This is a genomic window from Proteus cibi (genome assembly GCF_003144405.1).
GTDB lineage: Bacteria > Pseudomonadota > Gammaproteobacteria > Enterobacterales > Enterobacteriaceae > Proteus > Proteus cibi.
The window spans coordinates 175,400-201,763 of sequence record NZ_PENW01000008.1; the positions used below are offsets into that span (position 1 = coordinate 175,400).

The following is a 26,364-nucleotide window of genomic DNA, read 5'->3' on the forward strand; positions in this document are numbered from 1 at the left end:
TTTAAAGTGGTTTTATCAAGAAGTTTGATTTAAATTTAGTTAATTATGGAAAAATGAAAATATTTGCTTTTGCATTTTCTTTTATAACAAAAAAATTTATATAAAATTTGCTGTTTAAAGCGTATCTAATAAGAATAAGTTAAGTTTAAATGACATTAAACGGCAATCTACTCGCTTAAATATAGATAAAAGGGCGGAAGATAACTTCCGCCCTTTCTTTACTTCTCTTCTTGCTTACCGTATTGGGTGCTAATTAATTATATTGCTGTATATACATTGCCTTTACTTAACTTTCATTCCAGCTAACGTCATTAAAAAACGGAAGAGGGAAGAAACAGCGAATAAGGCTAAAACACTACAAAACCAAATAGTCATCAACCATCCCCATTTTTTTAATAATGAGGGCTTATTTTTTATTTGTGGATCAGTGATAACCTTCTTCATAATTTGTTTTTCCTCTGAAAACGTAATAACTCCAGAATGTATAAACGAGAATAATTGGAATAATAAACAGTGCTCCAACTAGCATAAATCCTTGGCTTTCTGGTGGTGCAGAGGCCTCTACAAAACTAATTGCTGGTGGAATAATATTAGGCCAAATACTGATCCCTAATCCTGCAAACCCTAAGAAGATTAATGCCAAGGCACCAAAGAAAGGAAGGTAATGACCTTGTGTTTTCACTGAGCGTAAAATCAACCAAGTGCTGTACAACACTAAAAGAGGAACAGGTAAAAAGAAGAACAGATTTGGTAATGTGAACCAACGTTCAGCAATGGCAGGTTGTGCTAAGGGCGTCCATGCACTGACAGCTGCAATGACTGCAAGCATAATAAGTGTAAGAGGTTTCGCCACTTTATATAAACTCTGCTGTAAATGACCTTCGGTTTTCATAATCAGCCAGCCACATCCTAATAATGAATAGGCGATAACTAATCCAAATCCACAAAAGAGTGCAAAAGGGGATAACCAGTCAAAATAACTACCTGCAAAGGCACGATTAATAACGGGTAACCCTTGAACAACGCTGCCCACGACAACACCTTGCATAAAGGTGGCTAGGATAGAACCAAAGATAAATGATTTATCCCAAAAGCCTTTGTGATTGTCATCGGCTTTAAAACGAAATTCAAAAGCGACACCCCGGAAAATTAATGCGACAAGCATTAATGTTAACGGCATTGCCAAAGCATCCAGAATAACTGCGTAAGCTAATGGAAAGGCACCGAATAAAGCGGCTCCTCCTAGGACTAACCATGTTTCGTTACCATCCCATACGGGAGCAACGGTATTCATCATTAAGTCACGATCTTGGTCGCTTTTAATCAATGGATAAAGCATACCGATACCCAGATCGAAACCATCCATTACAATATACATTAACGTACTAAATACGATAATGACGAACCAAATGACTGGTAAATCAATTCCCATGATGAACCTCCGGTGTACCTTTACGGATGAGTTTTAACATATAGGCATATCCAACACCGAATACAGAGCCATAAACAACGAAAAAGATCAGCAGACTTATACTCATATGCATTTCGCCATGTGCAGATACGGCATCTCGTGTTCGCTGTATGCCATAAACAACCCAAGGTTGACGTCCTACTTCTGTTGTAAACCAACCAGCAAGAATAGCGATAAGACCCGAAGGCGCCATTAAGAAAGTTAAACGTAAGAAAGCTTTAGATTCATAAAGTTTCTTTTTATAGCGCAACCAAGTTCCCCAAACACCGACTAAAATCATTAACATGCCAAGACCAACCATCAGACGGAAAGACCAGAAAACGATAAGTGAGTTAGGTCGGTCTTCTTTAGGAAATTCTTTTAATGCTGGAACTTGTTTTTCTAGGCTATGGGTTAAGATCATGCTGCCAAGATAAGGAATTTCTATCTTATATTTCGTTTCTTCGGCATCCATATCAGGTACACCAAAGAGAATTAACGGTGTTGCTTCTCCTGGTTCATTTTTCCAGTGCCCTTCAATAGCGGCAATTTTAGCGGGTTGATGTTTTAAGGTGTTTAAACCATGGACATCGCCAATGAGTGCTTGAATAGGGGCTAAAATTAAAATCATCCATAAAGACATTGAAAGCATCTTTTTCATGGCTGATGTTTTATGCCCTTTGAGCAGATGCCATGAAGCAGAGGCTGCGATAAAGAAGGCAGAAGCAAGGAACGCAGCAACTCCCATATGAGCAAGGCGATAAGGGAACGATGGGTTAAAAATCACGGCAATCCAATCTACGGGAACGACTTGGTTATTTATAATTTCAAACCCTTGTGGTGTTTGCATCCAACTATTTGATGCCAAGATCCAAAACGTAGACATTAATGTACCTAATGCCACCATACAGGTTGCGAAAAAGTGAAGTTTTTCACCTACTTTATTCCAACCAAATAGCATCACACCTAAAAAACCGGCTTCTAAGAAGAAAGCGGTAAGTACTTCATAAGTGAGTAGAGGGCCGGTAATTGAGCCCGCAAAATCAGAGAAAAAGCTCCAGTTGGTTCCAAATTGATAGGCCATGACCAAACCCGAGACAACGCCCATCGCAAAGTTAACCGCGAATATTTTTGACCAAAAATGGAATAGCGCTAAATAATCCTTATTGCGAGTTTTTAACCATAATCCTTCCAATACGGCCAAAAAGCTAGCCAGTCCAATAGTAATTGCAGGGAAGATAATATGAAAAGAAACTGTGAACGCAAACTGGATACGCGCCAAATCAAAGGCACTTAACCCAAGCATAAAAAACCTCGTTTTATTGATATAAAAATATAAATTGCAGGTAAATCGTGTGGATTAGTAGACCATATGACAGTAAGCTATAATAGTGACAATAAGTTTAAAAATGACTATAACAGTTTTGAGGTAAACAGTTTTATATGACTCGATATGAACAGCTTGCAGCGCAAATACGCCAACAAATTGAAGATAATATCTGGCAATCTGGCGACCGTTTACCTTCATTGCGGGATACGGTGAAACAATCAGGTTTAAGTTTAATGACGGTTTTACAATCGTATCAGTTATTAGAAAGTCAAGGATGGATAACAGCGCGACCACAATCCGGTTATTACGTTGCACATCGTAATAATCGTTTTGGGCAAGTGACAGCCAGTAAAGGGCTACACATGAGTGAAAATGTTGAAATAAGCACCTCTATTTTTAACGTACTTCAAGCGTGTAAAGATCCTGAAATTATTCCTTTTGGTTCCGCTTTCCCCGATCCCAGCTTATTTATTCAACCTAAATTAAGTAGCGCATTGGCTTCTGCGGCAAGGCATTTAGCGCCCCAAAGTTCAGTGATCAATCTACCACCAGGAAATGAAAAGTTACGCCGTAACATTGCGCAACGCTATGCATTACAAGGAATTCATGTCTCTCCAGATGAAATTGTGATTACTGCGGGGGCAATGGAGTCCCTCAGTTTTAGTTTACAAGCGGTTACTGAACCGGGTGATTGGGTTGTAATTGAATCACCTGCATTTTATGGTGCATTACAAGCCATTGAGCGTTTACGCTTAAAAGCGATTGCTATTAAAACAGATCCAGTAACAGGGATTTGTTTAGACGAACTCGAAAAAGTGGTTGAGCAATACGATATTAAAGCCTGTTGGTTGATGAGTCATTGTCAAAATCCATTAGGTGGAACAATGCCGGATGAAAATAAAATAAGGCTGGTGGATATATTAGTGAGGAAACAGATAACGCTAATCGAAGATGATGTGTATGGTGAACTCTATAACAATCAGAAAGCACCTATGCCAGTAAAAGGTTTTGATAAAACAAATAGCGTTTTGCATTGTGCTTCTTTTTCTAAATGCCTTGCGCCAGGATTTCGTGTGGGTTGGGTTGCAGCCGGAAAACACGCAACAAAAATCCAGCAGTTGCAAATGATGAGTACTGTGTCTGCGAGCATGCCAACACAACAAGCTATTGCTGATTATTTGTCACAAGGTGGCTACGATACACATCTTCGCCGATTAAGATTACTGCTAGAACAACGGCGTTATCGTATGTTGCAAGCGATACAAGCGCATTTACCAGAAGATGTAAAAGTGAATATTCCATCAGGCGGATATTTTCTCTGGTTAGAGTTTGAATCATCATTTGATGCAAATAAACTCTATCACTTCGCATTAGAAAGAGGTGTCAGTATTGCGCCGGGTTCCATGTTTTCCACCAGTTCTCAATTTAATCATGCATTTCGTTTAAATTCTTCTTTTCAATGGAATAGTCGTACTGAAAAAGGAATGGAAATTATTGGTGAAGGGTGCAGAAAATTACGACGTAAATAGCTGACGTCAGCGCACAGTTTTAAAAGTTAGCTATTGATTTATTGGCGGTAATCTCCAATGATTAATCCTTAACCTCATTATCAGACTGATAGCCAGATATTGCAGGAGGATACAATGAAGCTACGTTGTTTTGATCAACAAGAGTTACCGCTAATACCATGGAATAATCAAAAAGGCACAACGCAAGAAATTGTGTGTTGGCCCGTTAATAATGATTTTTCATGGCGAGCGTGTATCACCTCCATTGAAGAGAATAGCTCATTAGGACAGTTTCCTGACATCGAGCGGCAAATGGTGCTATTAGAAGGTAATGGTATTAATTTAAATAGCCCCGGTTTTCTTAGTCATTCCGTTACAGACTCTTATCAGCCTTTTGATTTTTCAGGTGATATCCATGTTAAATCTGAGCTGATTAAAGGTGGCGTAAAGTGTCTAAATATTATGGTGCGTCGGACATGCTGGAAAGCAGAGACGACCTTAGTAACCCAACCACTTATTTTACCGAGTGCTCATGCGGGGTTAATTTATGTCACTCAAGGTGAATGGGCTTTAATCGGCGCAACTTGCCAGAGTTTATCAAAAGGACAGGGGGCTTGGTGGTTACCTGATATTCGAGAAGGTGAGTTAAGACCGTTAACCACGCATTGCCAATTATTATGGGCAGATATTCGACCACTTAAATAGAAACATTCTTGTGGTCAAATTCTGACTAGAATAATAAATAGTGCTTAGGATTAAGGCTAATTTAAAGCCAGATTAAGTGCAGCAAAAGTAAGTAATCCACCCGCAATACCATCATTACAACGGCGACGTTTCTCACTTAAACCACCTTTTAAACCAATATAAGCAAAAAAGGTGCCGAGTAGACCATAAATAATTAAGCAAGTCGTGATAAATATCCCAGATAACAGCAATGATTGTGTTGCGATATCATTATGATTATCAATAAAGTTTGGTAAAATAGCGAGATAAACTAAGAGTCCTTTAGGATTTAGAAAACTGGTTAAAAAACCTTTACGAAATAAGTGAGAGGTTTTTGACGCATCAAGGGCTAATTGACCTTTTTGGCAGGCGGATATCAACATTCTGGCTGCAAGATAGCTGATATAGAACACACCAACCCATTTGAGTAAATGAAATAACATGGGGGATGCGGATACTAAGGCGGCAAGCCCTAATGCGCTCAGTAATGCATGGGTTAAATAGCCTGATATAACACCAGCGTTGGCAATCCATGCAGATTTCATCCCCCCTGATAGTCCTTGGGATGAGATAAAAAGAATATCTGGTCCAGGTGTACATATCAGCGGTAGAACCGTCAGTGCAAATAATAATAAAGTGTTAAATTCCATCTTTTCACCTGATAAAGAGAGTTTAAGAGAAATATCGTTTTTGCTGTGAAATTTAGCGGAAAGATTATATGATGTTTTCGAAAAAATCGGGTTGCTTTGTTGCTAACAAAAAGAATTAATTGGCAATAAAATTCCACAAATAGAATTAAGGTTAATCTTTGATGTCAATAAAATTAGATAAGATAGATAAACATATTTTGCAGGTGCTCCAACGTGATGGCAAAATCCAGAACATTGAGCTGGCAAAAGAGGTTGGACTCTCACCTTCTCCTTGTCTTCGTCGCGTGCGCTTACTTGAAGAGTCTGGCGTGATCACTCGCTATGTTGCTGTATTAGATGGTAGTAAGGTTGATGCAGGATTATCTTTATTCGCAAGGATTTGGTTTAGAGCACAAGATGCTGAAACTATTGAAGAATTTGTAAAAGCTATTAAGGTGCTACCTGAAGTGGTTGAGTGCCATTTAATGGCGGGTGAATGCGATGCTCTTATTCGAATTGTGACGAAAGATTTAGCAACGTATCGTCGCTTTCATGCTGATTATTTAACGCAAATTCCAAGTATCCAAAGTATAAAAACAGAAGTACCAATGGAAACGGTAAAAGTGAGTTTTGCTTTACCACTTTAATATGATAACAACTATCTTATTTGAGATGACTGATACACATTGCATAGCAAAGTTAGACGAAAGATATAATAAAAAATAAAGCAAAAAAGCTGAGACAAACAAAATTGTACTCAGCTTTTTTATTGTTATTGATGTTTACAATAGCGTGTTATGACTCTTTTTGGGGTGATGTGATAAATGGTTTTGTGACAATTTCAGCCGCTTTAGCAATAATATCTTTACGGTATTTTGCATCTTTTTCTTGCTGTGTAAAATAGACGACTAAAATTAATGGTGCATGGTTTTCTGGCCAAATAACGGCGATATCGTTAGTTGTACCATAATCACCACTGCCGGTTTTATCGCCAACAATCCAGTGTTTTGGTAAACCTGCTTTAATACTGTGATCACCTGTTGTATTACCTTGTAACCAAGTAACAAGTTGTTGACGTTGAGATAGACCTAGTGCGTCACCTAATGTCAATGCTTGAAGGCTTTTAGCCATGGCAATTGGAGAAGTCGTATCACGGGGATCACCATGAAGTGCGGTATTTAATTCAGGCTCTTTACGATCTAGGCGATAAGTCACATCATTGATTGAACGTGCAAATTGAGTGACTTTGGCTGGGCCGCCTAAATAATCTAATATTTTATTCATTGCTGTATTATCACTATATTGCAATGTAGCAGCACTTAATTGAGCCAATGACATTCCTGTTACTAAATGTTTTTCTGTAATAGGGCTGTAAACAACTAAATCAGATTTTTTAATCGTAATATTCTTATCTAATAATCCCGCTTGTTTTTCACTCTCTTTTAAAACAGTGGCAACGGCCATAACCTTACTTGTACTTGCCATAGCAAAGCGTTCTTCACCACGGTATGTTATTTGTGAGTTATCTTCCGTGTTGATTAAAGCAACGCCTAAACGACCTTTACCATATTTTTCAAGTGTACTTAATTGCTCTTCAATCGTGTTGTTGGTGTTAGCTAATAGTATTGGAGATGCCAATAGAGATATTAATGAAACTGCGATCGCCACTGTATGGCGAAATTTTTTTTTAAACATAGTTATTGTTGCTCATCTTAATTTAATGAAGAAAATATCAATATAAATAGACAGTTATTGAGTAGATATAGCGCCGTTTATTTATACGGTGCAATATCCTATTTAATTGATTTATTGACAATCGATAATAAATCACCTTAGCTTATAGAAAATCTAATGGCTAAGCGTACTATGCGAACTCATCTCCCCTTAAATGCATTACGTGCATTTGAAGCATCAGCAAGACATCTTAATTTTACCAAAGCGGCATTAGAGCTGTATGTCACGCAAGGGGCTGTTAGCCAACAAGTGAGGATGTTAGAAGATCGACTTGGCGTTATTCTTTTTAAGCGGTTGCCTCGTGGCTTAGAAATGACGGATGACGCGCAGATCTTATTTTCTGTATTAACAACGGCTTTTAGTGATATTGAGCGTGTATTTAAGCAATTTGAACGTGGTGAATATCGAGATGTGGTTTCCATTGCGGCTGTCGGTACATTTGCGGTGGGATGGTTATTACCCCGATTGGCGAAATTCAGGCAACTCTATCCAAGAATAGAAGTAAATTTAAGAACCAATAATAATGTGGTTAATTTAGCGACTGAAGGATTGGATTTTGCTATTCGATTTGGTGAGGGGCTATGGCCATTGACACATAATAAAGCGCTATTTTCTGCGCCATTAACGGTGTTATGTTCATCAGATACCGCGAAGCGTTTACAACATCCGACAGATTTAATAAATGAAAACTTATATCGCTCATATCGAGAAGATGAGTGGTTACAATGGTTTGAAAAAGCAGGAATATCGCCAATAAAAATAACGGGGTCTATTTTTGACTCTTCACGTTTAATGATTGAAAGTGCAATTTATGAAGGGGGCGTTGCATTAGCACCCGTAAAAATGTTTTCAAGAGAAATTAAGAATGGTCAGTTAATACAACCCTTTAAAATAGAAGTTGAATTAGGAAAATATTGGCTAACATATTTAAAGTCAAAGCCAATGACAGCATCAATGGAAATATTTCAGCAGTGGTTAATGAGTGAAGCACTAAAAGAATGTTGTGAGTGATATAAATAGCACTGATGAATTTCAGTGCTATTTATTATTTTTACTCGCAGTATCTTCTTTCAATTACAAAGAAAAATGTTCTTTTACTATTTCTCTGCCTATTTCAATCGATGCCGTTGCCGCAGGTGATGGAGCATTACAAACATGCAGTGAGCGTTTTCCTTTTACAAAATGGAAATCGTCCACTAATTTCCCTTCACGAGTTAATGCTTGGGCTCGAACACCCGCAGGACCGGGATGAATATCTGCTTCACGTAAATCAGGAATGAGTTTTTGTGCATTGGCAGTAAATAATTTACGTGAATATGAGCGGCGAAGCTCTGCCATTCCTTCACCTAAATAATTTCCAGCAATTTTCCAAAAGCCTTTATAAGTGAGCACTTCAGCAAGATCTTTTAAGTTAATATCGCTTTTTTTATAGCCTTCACGTTTAAACGCTAATACTGCATTAGGACCAACATCACGATGTCCGTTATACATACGTGTAAAGTGTACGCCTAAGAAGGGAAAGTCAGGATTAGGAACAGGGTAGATAAGGTGGTTTACTAAGTAGTTTTTATTAGCATTAAGCATAAAATATTCACCACGAAATGGGACTATTTTCATGCCAGTGTCATAACCTGCCATTTTAGCAATACGATCACTAAATAAGCCGGCACAATTAATCAACCATTTGCCTGTAAATTGATTATTGGATGTTGTGACAGTGACAGTGTCATCGGTTTCATTAATGGCTGTAACCGCTTGTCCAAACACAAATTTACCGCCACGTGATTGAATAATTTCAACATGTTTCGCTGCAATTTCAGGGTAATTCACAATACCTGCATCAGGCACTAATAGAGCAGCAATACCATTGACATAAGGTTCTCTGACTTTAAGCTCAGCTTCAGTCATTTTGATCACTTCAAGCCCGTTTTCGATGCCACGTTGATAGATATTTTCTAACGCTTTTAACTCTTTTTCATTGGTAGCAACAATAACTTTGCCACAACGATCATAATAGAGATTATGCTGTTGGCAAAATGCATATGTCGTTATATTGCCTTGTTTTGCTAACCTTGCTTTAAGGCTTCCTGGTGTGTAATAAATACCTGAATGAACAACATTACTGTTATGCCCACTCTGGTGAACAGCAGGGCCTGATTCTTTATCAATCACCAGTAATTTAAGTTCAGGTTGGCTTTCTTGTAATGCACTGGCAACGCCTAATCCGACTAATCCTGCACCGATGATAATAACGTCATAAGTCATAATATTATCCATTTTACAAATAGTGAGTTAACTGATTTTTTGTTGTAAACGCTTTAATTTGCCACGTACATTGGTTAAATGAAGACGCATTCTATGGCTTGTTTCATCGTGATCTTGCTGGCGTATTGATTCAACAATTGCTTCATGTTCTGCAATAACACGTTCTGTTTCCATTTCTCGACCTTTATTTTGGCTTAATGAATACATTAATACCCCAAGATAAAGTTCATGCATGTTATCTAAAATCCGAACAAAAAAAGGATTATGGGAAGCGACCATAATCGATCGATGAAATTGATAATCTTCTTCATGACCAATATTTTTGTTTTGTCTTGTTGCTAAAACAAAGGCATCGTGAGCATTTTCAATAGCGCGTAATTCTTCTGGTGTTCGACGTAAAGCGGCAATAGCTGCCGCTTCATGTTCAATGACCTCACGCATTTCAAGCAGTGAACCTATCTCTTCAGGGCAAGCAATTTCCATTACTAATGGTTCATATTTACTCAAGATGGAATGGTCAATAACACGTCGCCCACCACCTTGACGAGAGGTAATAATTCCACTCGCTTCTAAGACACCTAATGCTTCTCTGATAGGGACTCGACTGACGCCAAAGGCGTCAGCAAGTACATTTTCAGAGGGTAACTTTTCACCAATAGGGTAAGTTCCGTTACTAATATTTTGCTTTATCTGCTCAAGAATTTGATGCGACGCTTTTTGGCGTGAGATCTTTTGTATCATCTAGTTTTCTCCAGATGCATGTCCCATATTAGTTAACTGTTTTTTAGACCGTAATAAATGGAATGCACCGGTTAATAGGATCAAGGCGACACCTAAAAGGTCGGTATATAAGCCCGGTTTAATCATTAGAATTGCCGCTACTGTAAATGCAATGCGCTCAAACCACGTTGTTTTAATCATCCAGAAGTTTGCTGTCGCGATACTGAGTGCATAAATTCCGATTAATGCACTAATAATCATTAATCCAATAGAAAGTACACCTAAATTATCGCCTTGCATCAGTAAAGCAGGGTTATAGACTAAAATAAACGGAATAATAAAACCGGGAAGTGCTAAACGAACCGCATCCCATGATGTTTGCATTGGGTCCGCTCTTGCAATACTGGCAGCGGTATAACTTGCTAATGCTACTGGTGGGGTAATATTGGATAAAGCACCGAACCAAAAAACAAAGAAGTGAGCAGCTAAAGGCATTACACCCGCTTTAATTAAGATAGGTGACACTGTAACGGCTACAACAATATATAACGCCGTTGAAGGTAAACCCATACTTAATACAATACACACCAGCATAACGACTAATAAGATCATCCATAATGTATTATCTGTCATTGAGACAATATTAAAGGCCAATGTTGCACCAATACCCGTCATCGTAACAACACAGATAATGACACCAATGGCAGCACAAGCGACAGTGACTTGAACAGAGCCTCGAGCCGCTTCAGCTAAGGCATCAGCGACTTTGGTTAATGTCATACGGACGGATTTATCGGGTGTTATCCAACTTGCAACAATAATGGTCAGAATACCTAAGAAACCTGCATAAATAGGTGTTTTCCCTACTAATAAGGTACCAATAACAATCACTAAAGGCAGTAATAATAAACCACGCGCTTTTAATACCGCTTTCACTTGCGGGATATTCTCTTTACTTAAACCTTTTAATCCTTGTTTTTTGGCTTCAATATCAATTGCCATAATTAAAGCGGCGTAATACAACAACGCTGGAATAATCGCGGCAATAACAATTGTGGTATAAGAAATGCCTAAAAAGCCCGCCATAATAAATGCGGCAGCACCCATAATCGGTGGCATTATCATTCCGCCCGTTGATGCTGTTGCTTCTACGGCACCAGCAAAGCGAGGTGTTAATCCAATGCTTTTCATTAAAGGAATGGTAAAAGTCCCCGTTGTTGCAACGTTAGCGACAGCACTTCCACTTAATGAACCGGTTAATGCAGATGAAATAACCGCGACTTGAGCCGGACCGCCACGGCGACGCCCCGCAAGAGCCAGTGCTAAGTCATTAAACAGTGCGGTTGCACCACTCACACTTAAGAACGAACCAAAAAGAATAAAGACAACAATTGCCGTTGATGCGGTTGAAAGGGTGATCCCAAAAATACCTTCACTGGTCATAAATAAACGGTATAACAATCTTTCTACAGAGAACCCTGCATGACCGAAAATCCCCATAAAATACTGACCAAATAAAGCATAGATAATGGCGAAAGTAGCAAGCCCTGGAATGAAATACCCAGTGGTTCTTCTTGCGGCTTCAAACAGTACAATAATGCCTAATATAGCCATGACATAATCGGTAGTATTTGGAATACTTTTTCTTACAACGTGAAGATCAACGTAATTAAAGAAAAAATAGCCATAACTGATTAATGTTAAAGCAATAAAAAGATAGTCCCATCCATTAAATTTAGGCGTTGAAAAACGCTTAGAGAATGGAAACAAAATAAAGCCTAAAATTAAAATACCGCTAAGAAAAATAGTATTACGGTAAAATTCTTGGGTATTTGATAATGCGTTGGAATAAATCGCGTAAAGCGAAATTAATATTGCAAGAGTCGTGGTAATTTTCAGGTAAATACCTGCAAGTTGGCGATTGCCGGAGCTTGCTTCTTTATCTAATGCAGGTGGCTCTACCGGAGTTAGGTGGTCATTGTTAGTCATAACTCACTCCTGTTATTTATTATTAGTCTGCGTTTGAGCTTCTGGTGGAATAAGGTAATCAGGGATCTCTAACCCGATCTCTTTGTAATAGCGGTAAGCCCCTAAATGTAATGGCACAGAAACCCCTTTTAATGCATTTTCTGTGGTGATGTACTTGGCTGCACTATGCACTTGATGAACCTCAGGAAGGTTCTCAAACATGGTTTTTGTCAACTCATAAACCAGATCATTATCAATGCTGGTTGTGGTCATTAAGATATTAGGTTGAGCAATCGTATTGACCTTTTCCGTTTGACGAGGGTAGGTATTGGCGGGGATTTCAAAACGAAACCATGAATTCGCCACATGATTGATATCATCAAGTTGCTTATCTGTGACCTCGAGTAATTTTGCACTGACACCACTTGCGTACATATCAGTTACCGCAGAAGCGGGCACCCCAGCAGGTAATGCACCACCATCAAGGCGACCATCTCGCATGGCAGAAACGGTATCGCCATATCCAAGGTATTCAGGTGTGATATCTTTTTTAGTTAAATTCACGCCTTGAAGAATAATAATCGTGGATTGTTCAGTACCGCTGGCTTGAGGACCGACAGAAAAGCTCGTCGCGCGAATATCGTCTAATGTGCCTGTTTTTACTTTGTTATCCATTAAAACAAAGTGTTCAACATTCGGCCATAACATCGAAATTGAACGCAGATCTTTTTCTGGTTTGCCTTCAAAATTACGAACCCCTTCATAAGCCTCTACGGCTAAAAGGCTTTGTAGTATTGAAAGTTGAGCTTCATTTTTCTGCATTAAATAGATGTTTTCTATTGAGCCCGCAGAAGATTGGCCTGTCACTTGAACACCTCTATCCTTAAGATGTGTACTCCATACGTTTGCTAAACCCACTCCCATCGGATAATACGTTCCTCCTGTTGAGGCGGTTGCTACAGAGAGAAATTGTTTATTCGCATTCTCTTTTTTGCCGATTACTGCTAATGAGACAACAGCAATAACAGCAACAATACCGATGGCAAGCTTTGTTTTTCTTATTCTCATGATGTTGTTCCTGTACATAAAAACGCAGGTGAATGTTTCACATCAACTTGTATACAACATGACAACTTTTATAGAAATAAGGGACGTTAAGGAATTGTGAAGTGAGGTAATGAAATTAAAACAATAAAATAACAATTTGTGATCAACATAGTAATTATGTAATTTTTAATCATAATTATGGTGATAGTCATAAAACGCAAAAGAAAATATCAATAACGTGTTAGAGAAACGATAAAATAAGCTAAAAAATAATCAATTTATCGATATTAAAAAATAAAATGAAAAAATAGAAGGACTCAGAAAATCGTTAAATAATCCCATAAAGAAAGGGAAAAATAGACCATTTTAGTGTTAAGAAAATAAGTAAGGTTTAGGGGTAATTGCAGATCTTATAGCGCAATGGAAAGTACGCCTGTCGCAATCAGCACAAACATTGCTGACCAAATTAATGCAGAAATAGCACTGGTGATGTAAATAGGGTATGTCGGTAGTCTTAATAAACCAGCACTAAAAGGCGTTAAATAACGAAACACGGCAAGAAATCGAGAAATAAATAAAATATAGTGGGTTTTATTTTTCAATAGTTGTTGAACGCGATTAATTTTTGACTGATAACGTTTAACCCATGTTTTAAGTCGGGGAAATCGATAAATAGAACGGCCTAATTCATAGCTAATTATTGAACCTAGTAGTGCGCCACAACTGGTTGCTAACCAAAGAAAGATAGGAGAATAAAGAGGTAAGCAAGCACCAAAAATAAAGATCAGCATTAAAGAGGCGGGAGGTAAGAATGAAGAAATACCAATAGTCGATTTTCCTGCTGTGATTAATGTAATGGAAAGAAAAAGGGTAATAGGAGATAAATTGCCCAATGAGTCTAATAGGGTGTGAATAATTTCCATTGTATTATCTCCAACCACGCATAATAAATACAATTATAAGGATAAACCTTAAGATTATTATGAGTTAATTTTACGCTTCTTATTCATTTCAATTAACATTGTCGCCCATTCAATGGGAGAGTTTTTAATCGGTAATTTTAATTTTTGGCTTAATGAGTATAGTGTAGGCGCAGGTATATCAGAAAGGGATTGCAGCGTTGAGCTCATTAATACGTTTTCAGGGGCGCCATCAGCAATTAACTTTCCTGAAGATAAATGAATAACCCGCTGAAAATGACGTGCCGTAAAATCAAGATCATGGCTAATAGCAAGAACAGATGTGCCTAATGTTTTTTGTACCTGAAGCCAGTTCTCAAAACAAGCTAGCCAATGTGCATCGAAATCGCGAGTCGGTTCATCAAGCAGTAATATTTGAGGTGATAGAATACTCAAACTTGCGACAGCAACCATTCTGCGTTGACCTGCATGTAAATCTAAAGGATGAACATCCGCGACATTACTTAAATTGCAAAGTCTTAATGTTTCATCTAAGCGTTTTTTAATCTCTTCTTTAGAATACTTACGTTGTTTTAGACCAAAAGAGACTTCTTTTTCTACGGTATTATGAAATATTTGTCGTTCAGGCTCTTGGAATAATACGCCAATATATTGAGCACGTTGCTCTGCTTTCATTTGAGATAATAACTGATTATTGAGTTTTATCTCACCTTCATTAGGTGTTAACAATCCGGCAATTAAACGTAATAAGGTTGATTTACCCGCACCATTATCACCAACAAGTGTTATCCACTCACCTTGATTTAACGTTAAAGATAATTGAGAAATACAAGGGGGAACATCTTCACTCCAACGATAAGTCACTTTATCAAGCTGTAACATAAAATTCCTTAAAAGCCTTAAGTAACGCTTTATCGTTATTGACAATATTTTTATTCCAATGATGATTTTCAATTAACCAATTTAAAGCGAGCCAAGCGTCAGGTGCATTAATTGTTGTAAATAAAAAAGGAAATATATCCTTTAAGGCGCCTGTTGCCTTGGTTTTTCCGGCTTCTAATAATAAAAATTGTTCACTCAGTGTTATTGCTGGCAATAAGTTACGTTCAAAAATAATCACACTGCATTTGTGCTCTTGTGCGTACTGTTTAATGCACTGCTGTAATTGGTGTGTTGCATTAGGTGTTAAACGACTAAATGCTTCATCAAGCAATAATAATTTAGGGTGCATGGCAAGGGCGCTTGCAATCACAACACGCTGAGCTTCTCCGCCTGAAAGTGTTGAAGGGTGGCGAAAACGAAGGTGGTCACATTGTGTTAATTTCATTGCTTCTTTTACACGAAATCGAATTTCATTATCACTTAATCCCAAATTTTCAGGACCAAAAGCAATCTCTTGTTCTACTGTAAAAGCACAACCTGAAAGTTGTAATTGAGGAGATTGTTGAACGAGTTGTCTTCCGGGGGCGAGTGACACTAATCGACTTTTATCCAGAGCAATATTTTGTACAATTCCCAAGCCTTGCACTGCGCCTGTTAATAAATCGGGGAACCAACCTGCGAGTAATTGAGCAAGAAGACTTTTTCCACTTCCATTTCCTCCCAAAACAACAAGCCATTCTCCCTGCTTTAATTGCAGATCAATTGGACCAATGATTGGGTGTTCGTCGTCTTTAGGAGTAAAACTAAATTGCTGAAGATTTAGTACCATAGCCAAATAGCTCCTTCAACAAAGATAAGCAGTAAAATAAAATAGCGAAATAGCGCTTGTAGTGGTGTATCGGCAGGAGGAGAAAGCGTGGTACGTTTTGCAATAATACGAAATCCTCGCATATCTAATGCAGCACTACGAATAGTCAGATCACTTAATACATGACTGATTAGCGGCAGGATAATGGCAGGCAATGTAATTAGACGTTGCCAGAATGAACCATCAAGAGGTACACCTCGTGCTAATTGTGCTTCTCTTATATTGTGTAATTGTTGGTGTAATTGTTCTACAAGTAACAAAGGGCCAGCGAATAAATAGGAAAGGCTCATCGGTAGACGACTAGCAAATAATGCCCTAATAAATTGTTCGGTTGAAGTATATTGTAACCACAACTGAGCACCGCTTATTATTGTTAATAATCTTAACCATAGCGTTATTGCCATGGTTTGTTGACTGGTATCTAAAATACCACCAGTTAACCAATAAGTAAGCCAACCGCTATGAACTAACCATAAGCCTATCGCCATGGGGATCATCAACCATGCAATAAAGCGCCAACGCCAGCGAGAGGCTCTCCAAAGTAATACGCTAATAAAAGTCCCACTGCTGATAATCAGCAGTGGTAAGCTTAAAGATAAAAAAAGTACACTAGCACTTAGCCAAAGCCATAATGCCAATGAGGTGAAAGGATGCATTATTAGCGAACCTTAGCCATTGCAGGGAAGTTGCGTTGTGTTTTTTGTGGTAATTGACGCACTAATAACCAAGCAATAATCGCTGATAATATTTTATCGGCGAGATTTGCACCTAATACAGTAATTGCAACAGACTCAATCAGCCCCTCACCAACGGCATGAAAATAAGCGACAAAAAAATCCGCACCACTTCCGGTTGCACCACCAAATAAATAAGTCCGAATTGGAACCGCAACAATCATTAACGCTAAAGTAATAATGATGCCTGAGCCAATAACACGGATTAATGAACGAAAGCCACCGGCACGCGCTAATAAACCTGCACTCAATCCTATCATCATTGCCACAGGTGCAAATGCCGCAGCCATTGGACCACTAATTAATCCCCATAATAGGTTGGTTAATAATCCGGTAAATAATGCAACCCACGGACCACCTAATAAGGCACAAATAAGCGTTCCGATAGAGTCTAAAAAGATAGGAAGTTTGACCATTGAGGTGATTTGCCCCCCGATCATATTTATTGCAATAGAAACAACAATGAGCACAAGAGTACGGCTCGAGATTTGAGGAATTGTAGACATAGTTTAAAAACCTTTACAAAGGATAGTGACTATTGGCTTTATTATTTTGCGCTAATAACGTTCTTTCTATAACAAGGTTATTTACGCGGTGTGATGACCAACTCCTCATAACCAGAGTGTTCACAAGGCTGACGGCTAAAAGTCACTTGCTCTAACTCACCAATAACGAGCTCTAGCGTCGTGCGCACTGTACAACCTGGCATCATATGTCCACCACACATGAATCCATTTTCATCTGAAATTGCTAAATGCAAATGTTCACCTTGTTCATCTAATGTGCCAATGAGTGAAACGATTTCAAATTTACCTGTAAGATAGCGATTATCTTCGCGTCCTGCAAAGCGTAATACCACATCTGTTAGGCTTCCCACACAACCAGCAATAAAAGCGGATTGTAAGTTATTTTGCTGAATAAACTGACGTAGTACCGCAATCACGTCTTCACCAGGTAATAATCTAACAGCAAAAAAACGCGTAGTAGAGGAGAGTGATTGAGGTTGAAACATGATGGTTATCCTGATGATTTATTGTACTACATTGAGTAGGTTAGCGTTATTTTAGATGTTAAAGGTAGCAAACCCGATAAGATAAAGCTTAGTTTTAGCTTACATCTGTAAAGTATAAAATAATTGCAGTGTATTATTAATAGAAAAATCGCAAGAGGGAATAGATAATAATGCTTTGGTGACAAATAAATTTTTTATAGTAAAAGATTCGCTTATGAGGAGATATAGAGAGGAAAATAAGAATAATTAAAAATACTTATCCTTAATGTTTTAACACTCTTGTTTAGATGCGGTAGCTAAATGATTAGATTGCTTAATAATCAATAAAAGGAGCTTATATAAATATTTTTTGGGTTTTTATCACTCTTAATCGATTATATATTGGTGTTAATTATGAATAATGTATCTTTATATCTTAAAGCGTATGTCATGAGAAGTTCTGTCGCCGCTGTTGATTTAGCGAAGCGCAATCCCTCCTTAAGAAATATACATTTTGCAGAAAAAATATTAAGAATAAAATCAACAAATGCACAATTAAAATTAGAAAAAAATTCTAATGGTCATTATCTTGAAATGAAAAAATTAAATAAATATAATTTTTTATTTGCGAAATTAAAGGAGGTTAAAAATAATCATATAGGTGGATATGAATTCGAACGCAATGAAAAAAATACAGAGGATATAAAAAACAGCAAAGCATGGTTGCTCGCAAATAATTTTGAAAATAAAGATTATAGGTATAGAAATTTAATTGGTATTGATTTTAAAAATAAAGATCTTAGAACGGCTAATTTTGATTCTTCGTACGTTATGAGTAGTACAGACGAACCTATCGATGTTAATTTTTCAGGCTCTAACCTCTCAAATGTTGATTTGACCGTAGCGCATCTAAATAACTTACTATTTATAAATAGTAATTTGACTGGCGCTAAAGTTAAGGCAAATAATGCTGATTATTCAAATGCAAAACTTGATGGCGCTGAGATAAGTTTTAATTTTCACTTTCACCTTAATGAATCTAGTTTAGATAATCTTTATAGAGAATATTCAGTATTTACGACGATTAATTCTATAGATGATAAATACTACAATATAAAAATATCACTTATGAATCAGATAATCGATAAGTTACTTTCATTGCGTGATGATGAGTTCAATAAGTTACCTTTTGATTCAATGTTAAATAATATTTTTTCAAAAGATTTTTATCTTGAAAATAACAAAATTAGGAATTTCACAAAAAAGATATTTTTAAATAAAATAAATGATAATACAAAACATCATGAGAAAATATTCTCTAATGAATTACTTAAAAATAAATTGGATTTTTGTTTGGATGTGATTTCTTTATTTGATGATAGTCGGTATGAAGATAAGCACTTTATGATAGAACGTAATAATGAATTTATTGAGTTAATGGCGTTATCTCTTTACCATGATAATAAAAGCATTCAAGAAAAAGCCAGAGTATTATATGAAAAATATCTTAATCTAGATGAAGTTAAACCTTTTGTTGAAAAAGAAGATTTTGGTAATGGAAATCATAAAGTAGATTGGAGTGAAAAAGATTATAACAATTATATTCTTCTTAATAAGAATAATTTTATTGTTCGCAATGACAATAAAGTTATTATAATTAGTCATGAGAATTTAGCGAATATGTTATTTCCGAATGATACAGAACATGATGTGAGTTGGACTAATTTTTTTCTCTATGTTAATGGTGAAAATAAAGCTATAGGAGAAATTGACTATAATAATTTATTTAATGAAGATTTTAATGTGTTTAAAATAAATTATAATGAAAGTATCAATAAGATTATGTATCGTAAAATATTGCCAATATTAAACTTAGATAATTTCTATAATCAATTTTATTCTGCTTTTATAGGTAATTTTATTGAGCCTAAACAAAAATTAGTGAGTATTGAGAATCAACAAAAATTGGCTGACATATTTAATAACTTCTTAGTTTTTTCAAATGATAATATTAAATATACCTCGTTGAAAGAAGAACATTATCAAGCACTTTGTCAAGGCTTTGACATTGAGTCATTAAATAATGAAGAAAAATCCAAATATTTATTAAGTCTCGCAACGCTATTTGTTAAATACTCATCGAGTGTTGTATTTGGCACAGAAAGTGATTCACCTCAAATATTAAGAATGTACGCTTATGCGTTACTAAAAAAAGCAAATGAATTAAATGCAGATCTAATGAATGATTATTTTAATGACTGGGAAAGCAGATTGTTAGGGAAAAATAATGCATTTACATGTACTGATATTCTTTCTTCAAAAATGAGTTCTTATGTAAAAGAAAACTTTAATAATATTTATAATGTTATTATGCCTCCGCATTGGCGATGATTTACTTAGAAATAAAAATAATTATTGTTTAGTTAAAAACACATTGTTGGCGAGGAATAAGTTAAATTAATGTATTATTTGATTGATTTCTAAATAAAAAAACGACGCGAATACGTTGTTTTTTGTCAGTAATAAGGTATTTACACATTAAACCTAAATTTATGGTGTATCGGTTTGATTTATAATGATTTAACTTTAAGTTATTTATTTTTGTACTCAACGGTGTACTCATTTAGAACAAGGTGTCTGATAAAATAGTACGTATAAGATTATCAAAGTAAAACTACATCAGTATAAAACACTAATCTATTGCATAGAGTATAACATAATCTGACAGGCAGTTTGGTGCCAGAAGCGGAGGTTGGTTATTTAAGAGATTAACAAGAGCATCTGGTTAGGCTTTTTGGCTATTAAATTCGGAGCTAAGCCAGCGGGCAAATGCCATAACCCGTTTTTCGAAGTCTGTTATGCCACTTTGGGGTTTAATGCTAATTTCCAACAGGTAGTCCATATCTTCCACTAGTGCAGGATATCGTGAATTAAATTTGGCACGGTACTCATGGAGAGAGTCAGGCCAGTCATTATCTTGTTCACTACGAAGGATGTTGGTTGCTCTGATAAGTTTTCGCGCAGCCGAGCGCTGAAGCTGTAACTTTTTGTTTTCGTTAGAAGATGTTTTTATCTGAATTACTAGTTTGTCCAAAACCTGCATAAAGTCACCATTCACAGCTACTGCAATAGCTTTTGAAGGTTTGAAAGCTTGAAAGTGATGACCCAAATCCTCGCCATAAACGCAGTGACAGTGATGCTTAATCCAGTATCCCCAACTGAGAACATTATTTGGATCGAGAACCTGTCCCAGCAGACCACAATCAAAATCAATTTTGCTGATAACTGGATTATTTTTTTCAAGAACAGACTGAACCGTTGCAAATTGTTCTTTAGTAGCCCGATCGAGTTCATGTTTGAAAATGACTGTCATATCCAAATCAGACTTACCTTCCTCTGCTCTGCCTTCAGCTACACTTCCGTATACGTATATACTGTGTATAAGGTTAGGAAAGCAATGAGTTAGATTAGTCACAACACATTCAATTATACGTGAGAATGCAGGTTGAATTTCCACATGATTGGGCTGGGATATAAAATTGTTATGATCGGTGGCCATCTATTTTCCTGTTTGCTAATGTTATTTTTCTTGATAACAGGCATTTTGAGCATGAAATTCTAGCATCCAAACTATCATATCGCAATGTCCGCTCCTCGCTCAGAGCAGACGGAAATGAAATAACGTTGTGCTGTAAAATTTTTAACTAGAAAAGTGATCTATGTTGCCATATAAACTAACGATGATAAAATACACTATCGCCCGTTTGAAGTGAGATTACCATGAAAAAGAATGAATTAATTCAAGCAACAAGACCAACTCGCACCCAGCTCATTCGTTCGGTAGCAACCTCTACGGCGATTGAAACAGGGCAGGAGTCCCGTCGGCTTGAAGAAGAGATGAAAGTGAAGCGTGAGAAGTTTGGGTATTTGAAACTGGCGATCTAGTTCTCTTTTAAGGCTTCATTAACCCAATATTTCATAGGTTCATAGTTAAGGTTTAGCCCTGCGTGGATGGCTGCAATGTACTGCTCGGGGTGTTGAGTCCAACTTTCATAGTCTAACGACGGAAAACCAGCTTGTACTGCCATCACATCAGCGAGTAAGCGCGATAATCGCCCATTTCCTTCCCTAAACGGATGTATCAGAATTAACTCCACATGCACCGTGGCAATAGCCTCTATGACTTGTTCTCGGCTCATATTGGTGCAAGGCGTGTACTTCGCTAGAAACTCTCTTTCAAATTGAGCAAGTAACTTTGCAACACGACCCGCAGAGGCAAACATAAAGCCACCCTTGCTAATATTTACTGTGCGTAATTGACCTGCCCACTCGTAAACATTCCCTAACCATTGCTGGTGCCAGCGCTGGATAAGTGATGCGGTAATTTGCTCTGTTGGAAATTGTTCTTCAAAAATGACTTGATACAGTTTTTCTAACAGGACAAGCTCAGCATCATTGATATCATCAACGTTTGAAAGCTCTAGCTTGTTAGCCAGTACCTCTTCATCGGAACCATCAGCAAATTTTCCTTCGCTATTAGATACATCATATCTATTCATTTTATACTCGTCATACTTCAAGTTGCAGCGTTGTTGACTGCACTAGTCACATACTTATGTATGCTCTAGCGACTCATTTACTTGTCGCCTAGCTGCACTTCGAATTATTTAGAGTATAAGCGGTGGCTAGGTTCAATAAAATAATAACCATCCATAAATCAAAGGATTAATTAAGAATGGGTTAAATTATAGGCTTTTATGAAACTGAATGAGACATAAAAAAAGCATAAAACCCAGTTAATGCAATGAATTTTATGCTATTTTTTTATAAAATGATACTTTGTGAAACAGTATGAGACTAGAGTATAAGTTTACACATTAAATAAGAAGTTCATGACATCGCCGTCTTGAACAATATACTCTTTACCTTCTGCACGCATTTTACCTGCTTCTTTAGCGCCTTGTTCACCACCGTAAGTGATAAAATCGTTATAAGCGATAGTTTGAGCACGGATAAAGCCTTTCTCAAAGTCAGTGTGGATTTTACCCGCAGCTTGTGGTGCTGTTGCACCCACAGGGATTGTCCATGCACGAACTTCTTTAACGCCAGCAGTGAAGTAGGTTTGTAAGTTCAGTAGTGCGTAACCCGCGCGAATAACACGGTTTAAGCCAGGCTCTTCGATACCTAAGTCTTGCATAAACTCTTCACGTTCCGCATCTTCTAATTCGGCAATATCTGCTTCAATCGCGGCACAAACAGGAACAACCACAGAGCCTTCCGCTTCTGCAATTTTGCGAACAGTTTCAAGATAAGGATTGTTTTCAAAACCATCTTCATTAACGTTTGCAATATACATTGTTGGTTTTAACGTTAAGAAGCTTAAATAACGAATAGTCGCTTTTTCTTCTTCAGTTAAATCTAAGGCACGTAACATACCGGCGTTTTCTAAATGCGGTAAGCATTTTTCTAACACTTCCATTTCCGCTTTAGCAATTTTATCGCCACCTTTGGCTTTTTTCTGATTACGGTGCATTGCACGTTCACAGGTATCTAAGTCAGAAAGGGCTAATTCAGTATTGATAGTTTCGATATCTTCAGCAGGATCAACTTTACCTGCAACGTGAATGATATTGTCATTTTCAAAACAACGAACCACATGGCCAATCGCTTCAGTTTCACGAATATTTGTTAGGAATTGGTTACCTAAACCTTCACCTTTAGATGCACCTTTTACTAAACCCGCAATATCAACAAATTCCATTGTTGTTGGCAAAATACGCTGTGGTTTAACAATTTCAGCTAGTTTATCTAAGCGAGGATCAGGCATTGGAACAACACCTGTGTTTGGCTCAATAGTACAGAATGGGAAGTTGGCTGCCTCAATACCTGCCTTAGTTAAGGCATTAAACAGTGTTGATTTCCCTACGTTAGGCAGACCGACGATACCACATTTAAATCCCATAAACGTTCACCTTGTCACATAAAAACAACAGGAGGGAGGATTCCTGTTGTGTGCTGTTAAAAAAATTTGGCGCTATTATAGAACAAATCCCTGTTTGATTAAATCGTCAGGGATTAATTGCGCAAAAGAGGGCGAAAAGAGACTTCACCCATCAAGTAATTATGGCTTATTAAAACCAATATTAATCATTAGGCTTTAAAGCTATGCAATCTGTTTATCGCTTTTTCATAGCCATCACGCATTAAAATGTCTGTGCATGAAAGAGCTTCATCAATAGCGTCGTCAATTAATTTTTGCTCACTCATTGGTGGTTTACCTAATACAAAACCAACCACTTTATTTTTATCACCTGGATGACCAATACCAATGCGTAAACGATAAAAGTTCGGATTATTAGCAAACTTACTTTGAATATCTTTTAATCCGTTATGCCCGCCATTGCCACCGCCTAATTTCATTTTGACAACGCCTGGAGGCAAATCGAGTTCATCATGTGCAACCAAAATTTCATCAAGCTCAATACGATAGAAGTTCGCCATTGCTTGAACTGCTTTACCGCTAAGGTTCATAAAAGTGGTTGGCACTAATAATCGAACATCATTACCATTCAAATTAATACGCGCAGTGTAACCAAAGAATTTACTCTCTTCTTTTAGAGATTGTTGATGACGTTGAGCCAATAAATCAACATACCAAGCACCCGCATTATGACGAGTCTGGGCATAATCTGCACCGGGGTTTGCTAACCCGACGATAAGTTTAATTTTACTCACAATAGCCTTTCACTGTTATCGTCTTAAAAGAAAGGACATAGTTTACCTGTCTAAGCTCAGAAGCACAAAATAGATTACATAGAATGTTTTTTGAAATGATAACGGGAGGAAATAGCCACTTTTTGATTTAACAAAAAGAGCGAAACTGGCAAAGTTGGCGTTATTTTCTTCTTTTGAAAGGGGAAAACACATTTTTTGTTAAGAATTGTCAATAAATTTCGGAGCGATGTGATCCCCTCGACAATAACTTCTTAGTATTTATGGCTATAATAACTGCAAAGAATAAAAGGTTATATTTGATGTATTTTGTTGTTGAATCGTCTGACGACGCGCTTGGAGGTGCAACATGAAATATAAACATGCATTTGCAGTTGGTAATTTATGTATGGCTACGGGGATGATTGTTATGCTCGGTAGTCTTGGTTATACACTTCTTACTCATATTTTCCCATTAGGATTGCCTGAGTTTTTATCAGATATCTCTTTAATGGGGATCTTCGTCGGTGCTCTGGTTTGGTTAGCCGGTGCCCGTATCGGTGGTAGAGAAACAATCGCAGAAAGATATTGGTGGTTACGTAACCATGATGAGCGTTATCGTCGTCGTGACAATCACCGTTATCCATAATGTTGTTATCACAAATTAATATCAGCATAGATAAAAATAATAATGAAGTTAGAAGCTGATGTTAAGTGAGTAATCGTTGTCATTATATTTTGTCATACACATCTATAGACCCGTTTAATGATAACGGGTTTTTTATTGCCTAAAATTCTTAATCTAGAAAAAACGACAAAAAACCCGCTATAACAAATGTTATAGCGGGTTTAGTTATCTCAAATTGCAATGAATGTTATAACAAATTAATGTTCAAACATCGCAGAGATTGACTCTTCATTACTAATACGGCGAATTGCTTCAGCCAACATGCCAGAAAGGGTCAATGAGCGGACTTTATTTAATGCTTTGATTTCTGCTGATAACGGAATTGTATCGCAGACAACCACTTCATCAATAACAGAGCTTTTGATGTTCTCAACAGCATTACCAGAGAAGATTGGGTGGGTCGCGTAAGCAAATACACGTTTTGCACCACGTTCTTTCAGTGCTTCAGCTGCTTTACACAATGTACCACCTGTGTCGATCATATCGTCAACAAGGATACAGTCGCGGTTAGCAACATCACCAATAATATGCATAACTTGAGAAACGTTAGCACGAGGGCGACGTTTATCAATGATAGCCATATCAGTGTCATTCAGAAGTTTAGCGATAGCACGAGCGCGAACAACACCGCCAATATCTGGAGAAACAACAATAGGGTTGTCCAAATCTTTTTGAAGCATATCTTCTAAAAGAATTGGGCTGCCGAAGACATTGTCAACCGGTACATCAAAGAACCCTTGGATTTGTTCTGCGTGTAAGTCACAGGTTAAAACACGGTCTACGCCTACACTAGATAAGAAATCCGCAACAACTTTTGCCGTAATAGGAACACGAGCTGAACGAACACGGCGATCCTGACGGGCATAACCAAAGTAAGGAATAACAGCAGTGATACGACCAGCGGAAGCTCGACGTAATGCGTCAACCATGACCACTAATTCCATTAAGTTATCATTAGTAGGTGCACAGGTTGATTGAATGATAAATACATCACCACCACGTACGTTTTCGTTGATTTGCACACTGACTTCACCGTCGCTAAAACGACCTACAGCCGCGTCTCCTAGGCTAGTGTAGAGTCGGTTGGCAACACGTTGAGCCAGTTCCGGGGTTGCGTTACCAGCAAAAAGCTTCATATCGGGCACGAGAAAAACCTCAGGCTTGCGTCCAGAGAGAGATATTGTTGACCTGTAAAG

Annotated in this window: 27 protein-coding genes; 7 read left to right on the plus strand and 20 right to left on the minus strand. The window is 37.4% G+C overall.

Annotated features, from left to right (window positions below):
- Window positions 1-282 precede the first annotated feature (282 nt).
- Genes DK865_RS03470 through DK865_RS03480 form a run of 3 tightly spaced genes read right to left on the minus strand, consistent with a single transcriptional unit; the run spans window position 283 to window position 2,756 of the window.
- The gene (locus DK865_RS03470) at window positions 283-444 is read right to left on the minus strand and encodes a DUF2474 domain-containing protein (protein ID WP_109391202.1); all 162 of its coding nucleotides are present in this window, start codon (window positions 442-444) and stop codon (window positions 283-285) included.
- Entirely contained in the window at window positions 425-1,432 is a 1,008-nt protein-coding gene (gene cydB, locus DK865_RS03475; RefSeq protein WP_023582022.1) for a cytochrome d ubiquinol oxidase subunit II, read from the minus strand. The genes DK865_RS03470 and cydB overlap by 20 nt, the downstream gene beginning before the upstream one ends.
- On the minus strand, window positions 1,422-2,756 hold the full coding sequence (locus DK865_RS03480; protein ID WP_023582023.1) for a cytochrome ubiquinol oxidase subunit I: 1,335 nt from the start codon (window positions 2,754-2,756) through the stop codon (window positions 1,422-1,424). Before DK865_RS03480 ends, cydB begins: the two co-directional genes overlap by 11 nt.
- 137 nt (window positions 2,757-2,893) lie before the next feature.
- Between DK865_RS03480 and DK865_RS03485 the strand changes: the two genes are divergently transcribed.
- Window positions 2,894-4,309, plus strand: coding sequence for an aminotransferase-like domain-containing protein (locus DK865_RS03485; RefSeq protein ID WP_023582024.1), 1,416 nt, complete (start codon window positions 2,894-2,896; stop codon window positions 4,307-4,309).
- Window positions 4,310-4,423: 114 nt separating this feature from the next.
- On the plus strand, window positions 4,424-4,993 hold the full coding sequence (locus DK865_RS03490; RefSeq protein WP_109391203.1) for a HutD/Ves family protein: 570 nt from the start codon (window positions 4,424-4,426) through the stop codon (window positions 4,991-4,993).
- Window positions 4,994-5,049: 56 nt separating this feature from the next.
- Here the strand turns inward: DK865_RS03490 and DK865_RS03495 are convergent, their stop codons facing one another.
- Window positions 5,050-5,661: a LysE family translocator gene (locus DK865_RS03495; RefSeq protein ID WP_023582026.1), complete on the minus strand. Its 612-nt coding sequence runs from the start codon at window positions 5,659-5,661 to the stop codon at window positions 5,050-5,052.
- 161 nt (window positions 5,662-5,822) lie between these two features.
- Between DK865_RS03495 and DK865_RS03500 the strand changes: the two genes are divergently transcribed.
- Window positions 5,823-6,287, plus strand: a complete 465-nt coding sequence (locus tag DK865_RS03500; RefSeq protein ID WP_023582027.1) for an Lrp/AsnC family transcriptional regulator — start codon at window positions 5,823-5,825, stop codon at window positions 6,285-6,287.
- Between the two features lie 148 nt (window positions 6,288-6,435).
- On the opposite strand, the gene bla is transcribed toward DK865_RS03500, so the two are convergent.
- A complete protein-coding gene (bla, locus tag DK865_RS03505; protein ID WP_109391204.1) occupies window positions 6,436-7,335 on the minus strand; it encodes a class A beta-lactamase in 900 nt (299 codons plus the stop codon).
- Window positions 7,336-7,506: 171 nt separating this feature from the next.
- On the opposite strand from bla, the gene DK865_RS03510 reads away from it, so the two are divergent.
- A complete protein-coding gene (locus DK865_RS03510) occupies window positions 7,507-8,385 on the plus strand; it encodes a LysR substrate-binding domain-containing protein (protein ID WP_109391236.1) in 879 nt (292 codons plus the stop codon).
- Between the two features lie 63 nt (window positions 8,386-8,448).
- On the opposite strand, the gene lhgO is transcribed toward DK865_RS03510, so the two are convergent.
- From lhgO to DK865_RS03560, 10 genes are all read right to left on the minus strand, one after another.
- A complete protein-coding gene (gene lhgO / locus DK865_RS03515; protein WP_109391205.1) occupies window positions 8,449-9,651 on the minus strand; it encodes an L-2-hydroxyglutarate oxidase in 1,203 nt (400 codons plus the stop codon).
- A gap of 15 nt (window positions 9,652-9,666) precedes the next feature.
- Window positions 9,667-10,380: a FadR/GntR family transcriptional regulator gene (locus DK865_RS03520; protein WP_023582031.1), complete on the minus strand. Its 714-nt coding sequence runs from the start codon at window positions 10,378-10,380 to the stop codon at window positions 9,667-9,669.
- Window positions 10,381-12,348, minus strand: coding sequence for a TRAP transporter permease (locus DK865_RS03525; RefSeq protein WP_023582032.1), 1,968 nt, complete (start codon window positions 12,346-12,348; stop codon window positions 10,381-10,383).
- A gap of 12 nt (window positions 12,349-12,360) precedes the next feature.
- Entirely contained in the window at window positions 12,361-13,395 is a 1,035-nt protein-coding gene (locus tag DK865_RS03530) for a TAXI family TRAP transporter solute-binding subunit (RefSeq protein ID WP_023582033.1), read from the minus strand.
- A 389-nt stretch (window positions 13,396-13,784) separates the two neighbouring features.
- Window positions 13,785-14,297: a DedA family protein gene (locus tag DK865_RS03535; RefSeq protein ID WP_109391206.1), complete on the minus strand. Its 513-nt coding sequence runs from the start codon at window positions 14,295-14,297 to the stop codon at window positions 13,785-13,787.
- 57 nt (window positions 14,298-14,354) lie between these two features.
- Window positions 14,355-15,176, minus strand: a complete 822-nt coding sequence (locus DK865_RS03540) for an energy-coupling factor ABC transporter ATP-binding protein (protein WP_109391207.1) — start codon at window positions 15,174-15,176, stop codon at window positions 14,355-14,357.
- On the minus strand, window positions 15,163-16,005 hold the full coding sequence (locus DK865_RS03545; RefSeq protein ID WP_109391208.1) for an energy-coupling factor ABC transporter ATP-binding protein: 843 nt from the start codon (window positions 16,003-16,005) through the stop codon (window positions 15,163-15,165). The genes DK865_RS03540 and DK865_RS03545 overlap by 14 nt, the downstream gene beginning before the upstream one ends.
- Window positions 15,996-16,700 carry an energy-coupling factor transporter transmembrane component T gene (locus DK865_RS03550; RefSeq protein ID WP_194295173.1) on the minus strand — a complete coding sequence of 235 codons (705 nt, stop codon included), beginning with the start codon at window positions 16,698-16,700 and terminating at the stop codon, window positions 15,996-15,998. The genes DK865_RS03545 and DK865_RS03550 overlap by 10 nt, the downstream gene beginning before the upstream one ends.
- A gap of 2 nt (window positions 16,701-16,702) precedes the next feature.
- Window positions 16,703-17,284, minus strand: a complete 582-nt coding sequence (locus DK865_RS03555) for a hypothetical protein (RefSeq protein WP_023582038.1) — start codon at window positions 17,282-17,284, stop codon at window positions 16,703-16,705.
- 77 nt (window positions 17,285-17,361) lie between these two features.
- Complete coding sequence (locus DK865_RS03560; RefSeq protein WP_023582039.1) at window positions 17,362-17,790, minus strand: PPC domain-containing DNA-binding protein; 429 nt, start codon at window positions 17,788-17,790, stop codon at window positions 17,362-17,364.
- Window positions 17,791-18,183: 393 nt separating this feature from the next.
- Between DK865_RS03560 and DK865_RS03565 the strand changes: the two genes are divergently transcribed.
- A complete protein-coding gene (locus tag DK865_RS03565; protein WP_109391209.1) occupies window positions 18,184-20,160 on the plus strand; it encodes a pentapeptide repeat-containing protein in 1,977 nt (658 codons plus the stop codon).
- A gap of 394 nt (window positions 20,161-20,554) precedes the next feature.
- Here DK865_RS03565 and DK865_RS03570 read toward each other — a convergent pair whose 3' ends face one another.
- Window positions 20,555-21,328, minus strand: a complete 774-nt coding sequence (locus tag DK865_RS03570) for a nucleotidyltransferase domain-containing protein (RefSeq protein ID WP_109391210.1) — start codon at window positions 21,326-21,328, stop codon at window positions 20,555-20,557.
- 221 nt (window positions 21,329-21,549) lie between these two features.
- On the opposite strand from DK865_RS03570, the gene DK865_RS18710 reads away from it, so the two are divergent.
- Window positions 21,550-21,714, plus strand: coding sequence for a hypothetical protein (locus DK865_RS18710; RefSeq protein ID WP_194295174.1), 165 nt, complete (start codon window positions 21,550-21,552; stop codon window positions 21,712-21,714).
- Here the strand turns inward: DK865_RS18710 and DK865_RS03575 are convergent.
- The 3 genes from DK865_RS03575 to pth form a co-directional block, all read right to left on the minus strand.
- The gene (locus tag DK865_RS03575) at window positions 21,711-22,328 is read right to left on the minus strand and encodes a Fic/DOC family protein (protein WP_109391211.1); all 618 of its coding nucleotides are present in this window, start codon (window positions 22,326-22,328) and stop codon (window positions 21,711-21,713) included. The two genes, DK865_RS18710 and DK865_RS03575, sit on opposite strands and share 4 nt — an antisense overlap.
- A gap of 311 nt (window positions 22,329-22,639) precedes the next feature.
- Entirely contained in the window at window positions 22,640-23,731 is a 1,092-nt protein-coding gene (gene ychF / locus DK865_RS03580) for a redox-regulated ATPase YchF (RefSeq protein ID WP_023582042.1), read from the minus strand.
- Window positions 23,732-23,919: 188 nt separating this feature from the next.
- A complete protein-coding gene (gene pth / locus DK865_RS03585; RefSeq protein WP_036912918.1) occupies window positions 23,920-24,504 on the minus strand; it encodes an aminoacyl-tRNA hydrolase in 585 nt (194 codons plus the stop codon).
- Between the two features lie 346 nt (window positions 24,505-24,850).
- Here pth and ychH point away from each other — a divergent pair, with 346 nt between their 5' ends.
- On the plus strand, window positions 24,851-25,129 hold the full coding sequence (ychH, locus tag DK865_RS03590) for a stress-induced protein YchH (RefSeq protein WP_023582044.1): 279 nt from the start codon (window positions 24,851-24,853) through the stop codon (window positions 25,127-25,129).
- A gap of 236 nt (window positions 25,130-25,365) precedes the next feature.
- On the opposite strand, the gene prs is transcribed toward ychH, so the two are convergent.
- A complete protein-coding gene (gene prs / locus DK865_RS03595; RefSeq protein ID WP_036912921.1) occupies window positions 25,366-26,313 on the minus strand; it encodes a ribose-phosphate diphosphokinase in 948 nt (315 codons plus the stop codon).
- Window positions 26,314-26,364 lie beyond the last annotated feature (51 nt).

Excerpts from the sequence above, each read along its gene's own strand:
- DK865_RS03470 (WP_109391202.1), bottom strand. The coding sequence starts at position 444 with ATGAAGAAGGTTATCACTGATCCACAAATAAAAAATAAGCCCTCATTA.
- cydB (WP_023582022.1), bottom strand. The coding sequence starts at position 1,432 with ATGGGAATTGATTTACCAGTCATTTGGTTCGTCATTATCGTATTTAGT.
- DK865_RS03480 (WP_023582023.1), bottom strand. The coding sequence starts at position 2,756 with ATGCTTGGGTTAAGTGCCTTTGATTTGGCGCGTATCCAGTTTGCGTTC.
- DK865_RS03485 (WP_023582024.1), top strand. The coding sequence starts at position 2,894 with ATGACTCGATATGAACAGCTTGCAGCGCAAATACGCCAACAAATTGAA.
- DK865_RS03490 (WP_109391203.1), top strand. The coding sequence starts at position 4,424 with ATGAAGCTACGTTGTTTTGATCAACAAGAGTTACCGCTAATACCATGG.
- DK865_RS03495 (WP_023582026.1), bottom strand. The coding sequence starts at position 5,661 with ATGGAATTTAACACTTTATTATTATTTGCACTGACGGTTCTACCGCTG.
- DK865_RS03500 (WP_023582027.1), top strand. The coding sequence starts at position 5,823 with ATGTCAATAAAATTAGATAAGATAGATAAACATATTTTGCAGGTGCTC.
- bla (WP_109391204.1), bottom strand. The coding sequence starts at position 7,335 with ATGTTTAAAAAAAAATTTCGCCATACAGTGGCGATCGCAGTTTCATTA.
- DK865_RS03510 (WP_109391236.1), top strand. The coding sequence starts at position 7,507 with ATGCGAACTCATCTCCCCTTAAATGCATTACGTGCATTTGAAGCATCA.
- lhgO (WP_109391205.1), bottom strand. The coding sequence starts at position 9,651 with ATGGATAATATTATGACTTATGACGTTATTATCATCGGTGCAGGATTA.
- DK865_RS03520 (WP_023582031.1), bottom strand. The coding sequence starts at position 10,380 with ATGATACAAAAGATCTCACGCCAAAAAGCGTCGCATCAAATTCTTGAG.
- DK865_RS03525 (WP_023582032.1), bottom strand. The coding sequence starts at position 12,348 with ATGACTAACAATGACCACCTAACTCCGGTAGAGCCACCTGCATTAGAT.
- DK865_RS03530 (WP_023582033.1), bottom strand. The coding sequence starts at position 13,395 with ATGAGAATAAGAAAAACAAAGCTTGCCATCGGTATTGTTGCTGTTATT.
- DK865_RS03535 (WP_109391206.1), bottom strand. The coding sequence starts at position 14,297 with ATGGAAATTATTCACACCCTATTAGACTCATTGGGCAATTTATCTCCT.
- DK865_RS03540 (WP_109391207.1), bottom strand. The coding sequence starts at position 15,176 with ATGTTACAGCTTGATAAAGTGACTTATCGTTGGAGTGAAGATGTTCCC.
- DK865_RS03545 (WP_109391208.1), bottom strand. The coding sequence starts at position 16,005 with ATGGTACTAAATCTTCAGCAATTTAGTTTTACTCCTAAAGACGACGAA.
- DK865_RS03550 (WP_194295173.1), bottom strand. The coding sequence starts at position 16,700 with ATGCATCCTTTCACCTCATTGGCATTATGGCTTTGGCTAAGTGCTAGT.
- DK865_RS03555 (WP_023582038.1), bottom strand. The coding sequence starts at position 17,284 with ATGTCTACAATTCCTCAAATCTCGAGCCGTACTCTTGTGCTCATTGTT.
- DK865_RS03560 (WP_023582039.1), bottom strand. The coding sequence starts at position 17,790 with ATGTTTCAACCTCAATCACTCTCCTCTACTACGCGTTTTTTTGCTGTT.
- DK865_RS03565 (WP_109391209.1), top strand. The coding sequence starts at position 18,184 with ATGAATAATGTATCTTTATATCTTAAAGCGTATGTCATGAGAAGTTCT.
- DK865_RS03570 (WP_109391210.1), bottom strand. The coding sequence starts at position 21,328 with ATGGCCACCGATCATAACAATTTTATATCCCAGCCCAATCATGTGGAA.
- DK865_RS18710 (WP_194295174.1), top strand. The coding sequence starts at position 21,550 with ATGAAAAAGAATGAATTAATTCAAGCAACAAGACCAACTCGCACCCAG.
- DK865_RS03575 (WP_109391211.1), bottom strand. The coding sequence starts at position 22,328 with ATGAATAGATATGATGTATCTAATAGCGAAGGAAAATTTGCTGATGGT.
- ychF (WP_023582042.1), bottom strand. The coding sequence starts at position 23,731 with ATGGGATTTAAATGTGGTATCGTCGGTCTGCCTAACGTAGGGAAATCA.
- ychH (WP_023582044.1), top strand. The coding sequence starts at position 24,851 with ATGAAATATAAACATGCATTTGCAGTTGGTAATTTATGTATGGCTACG.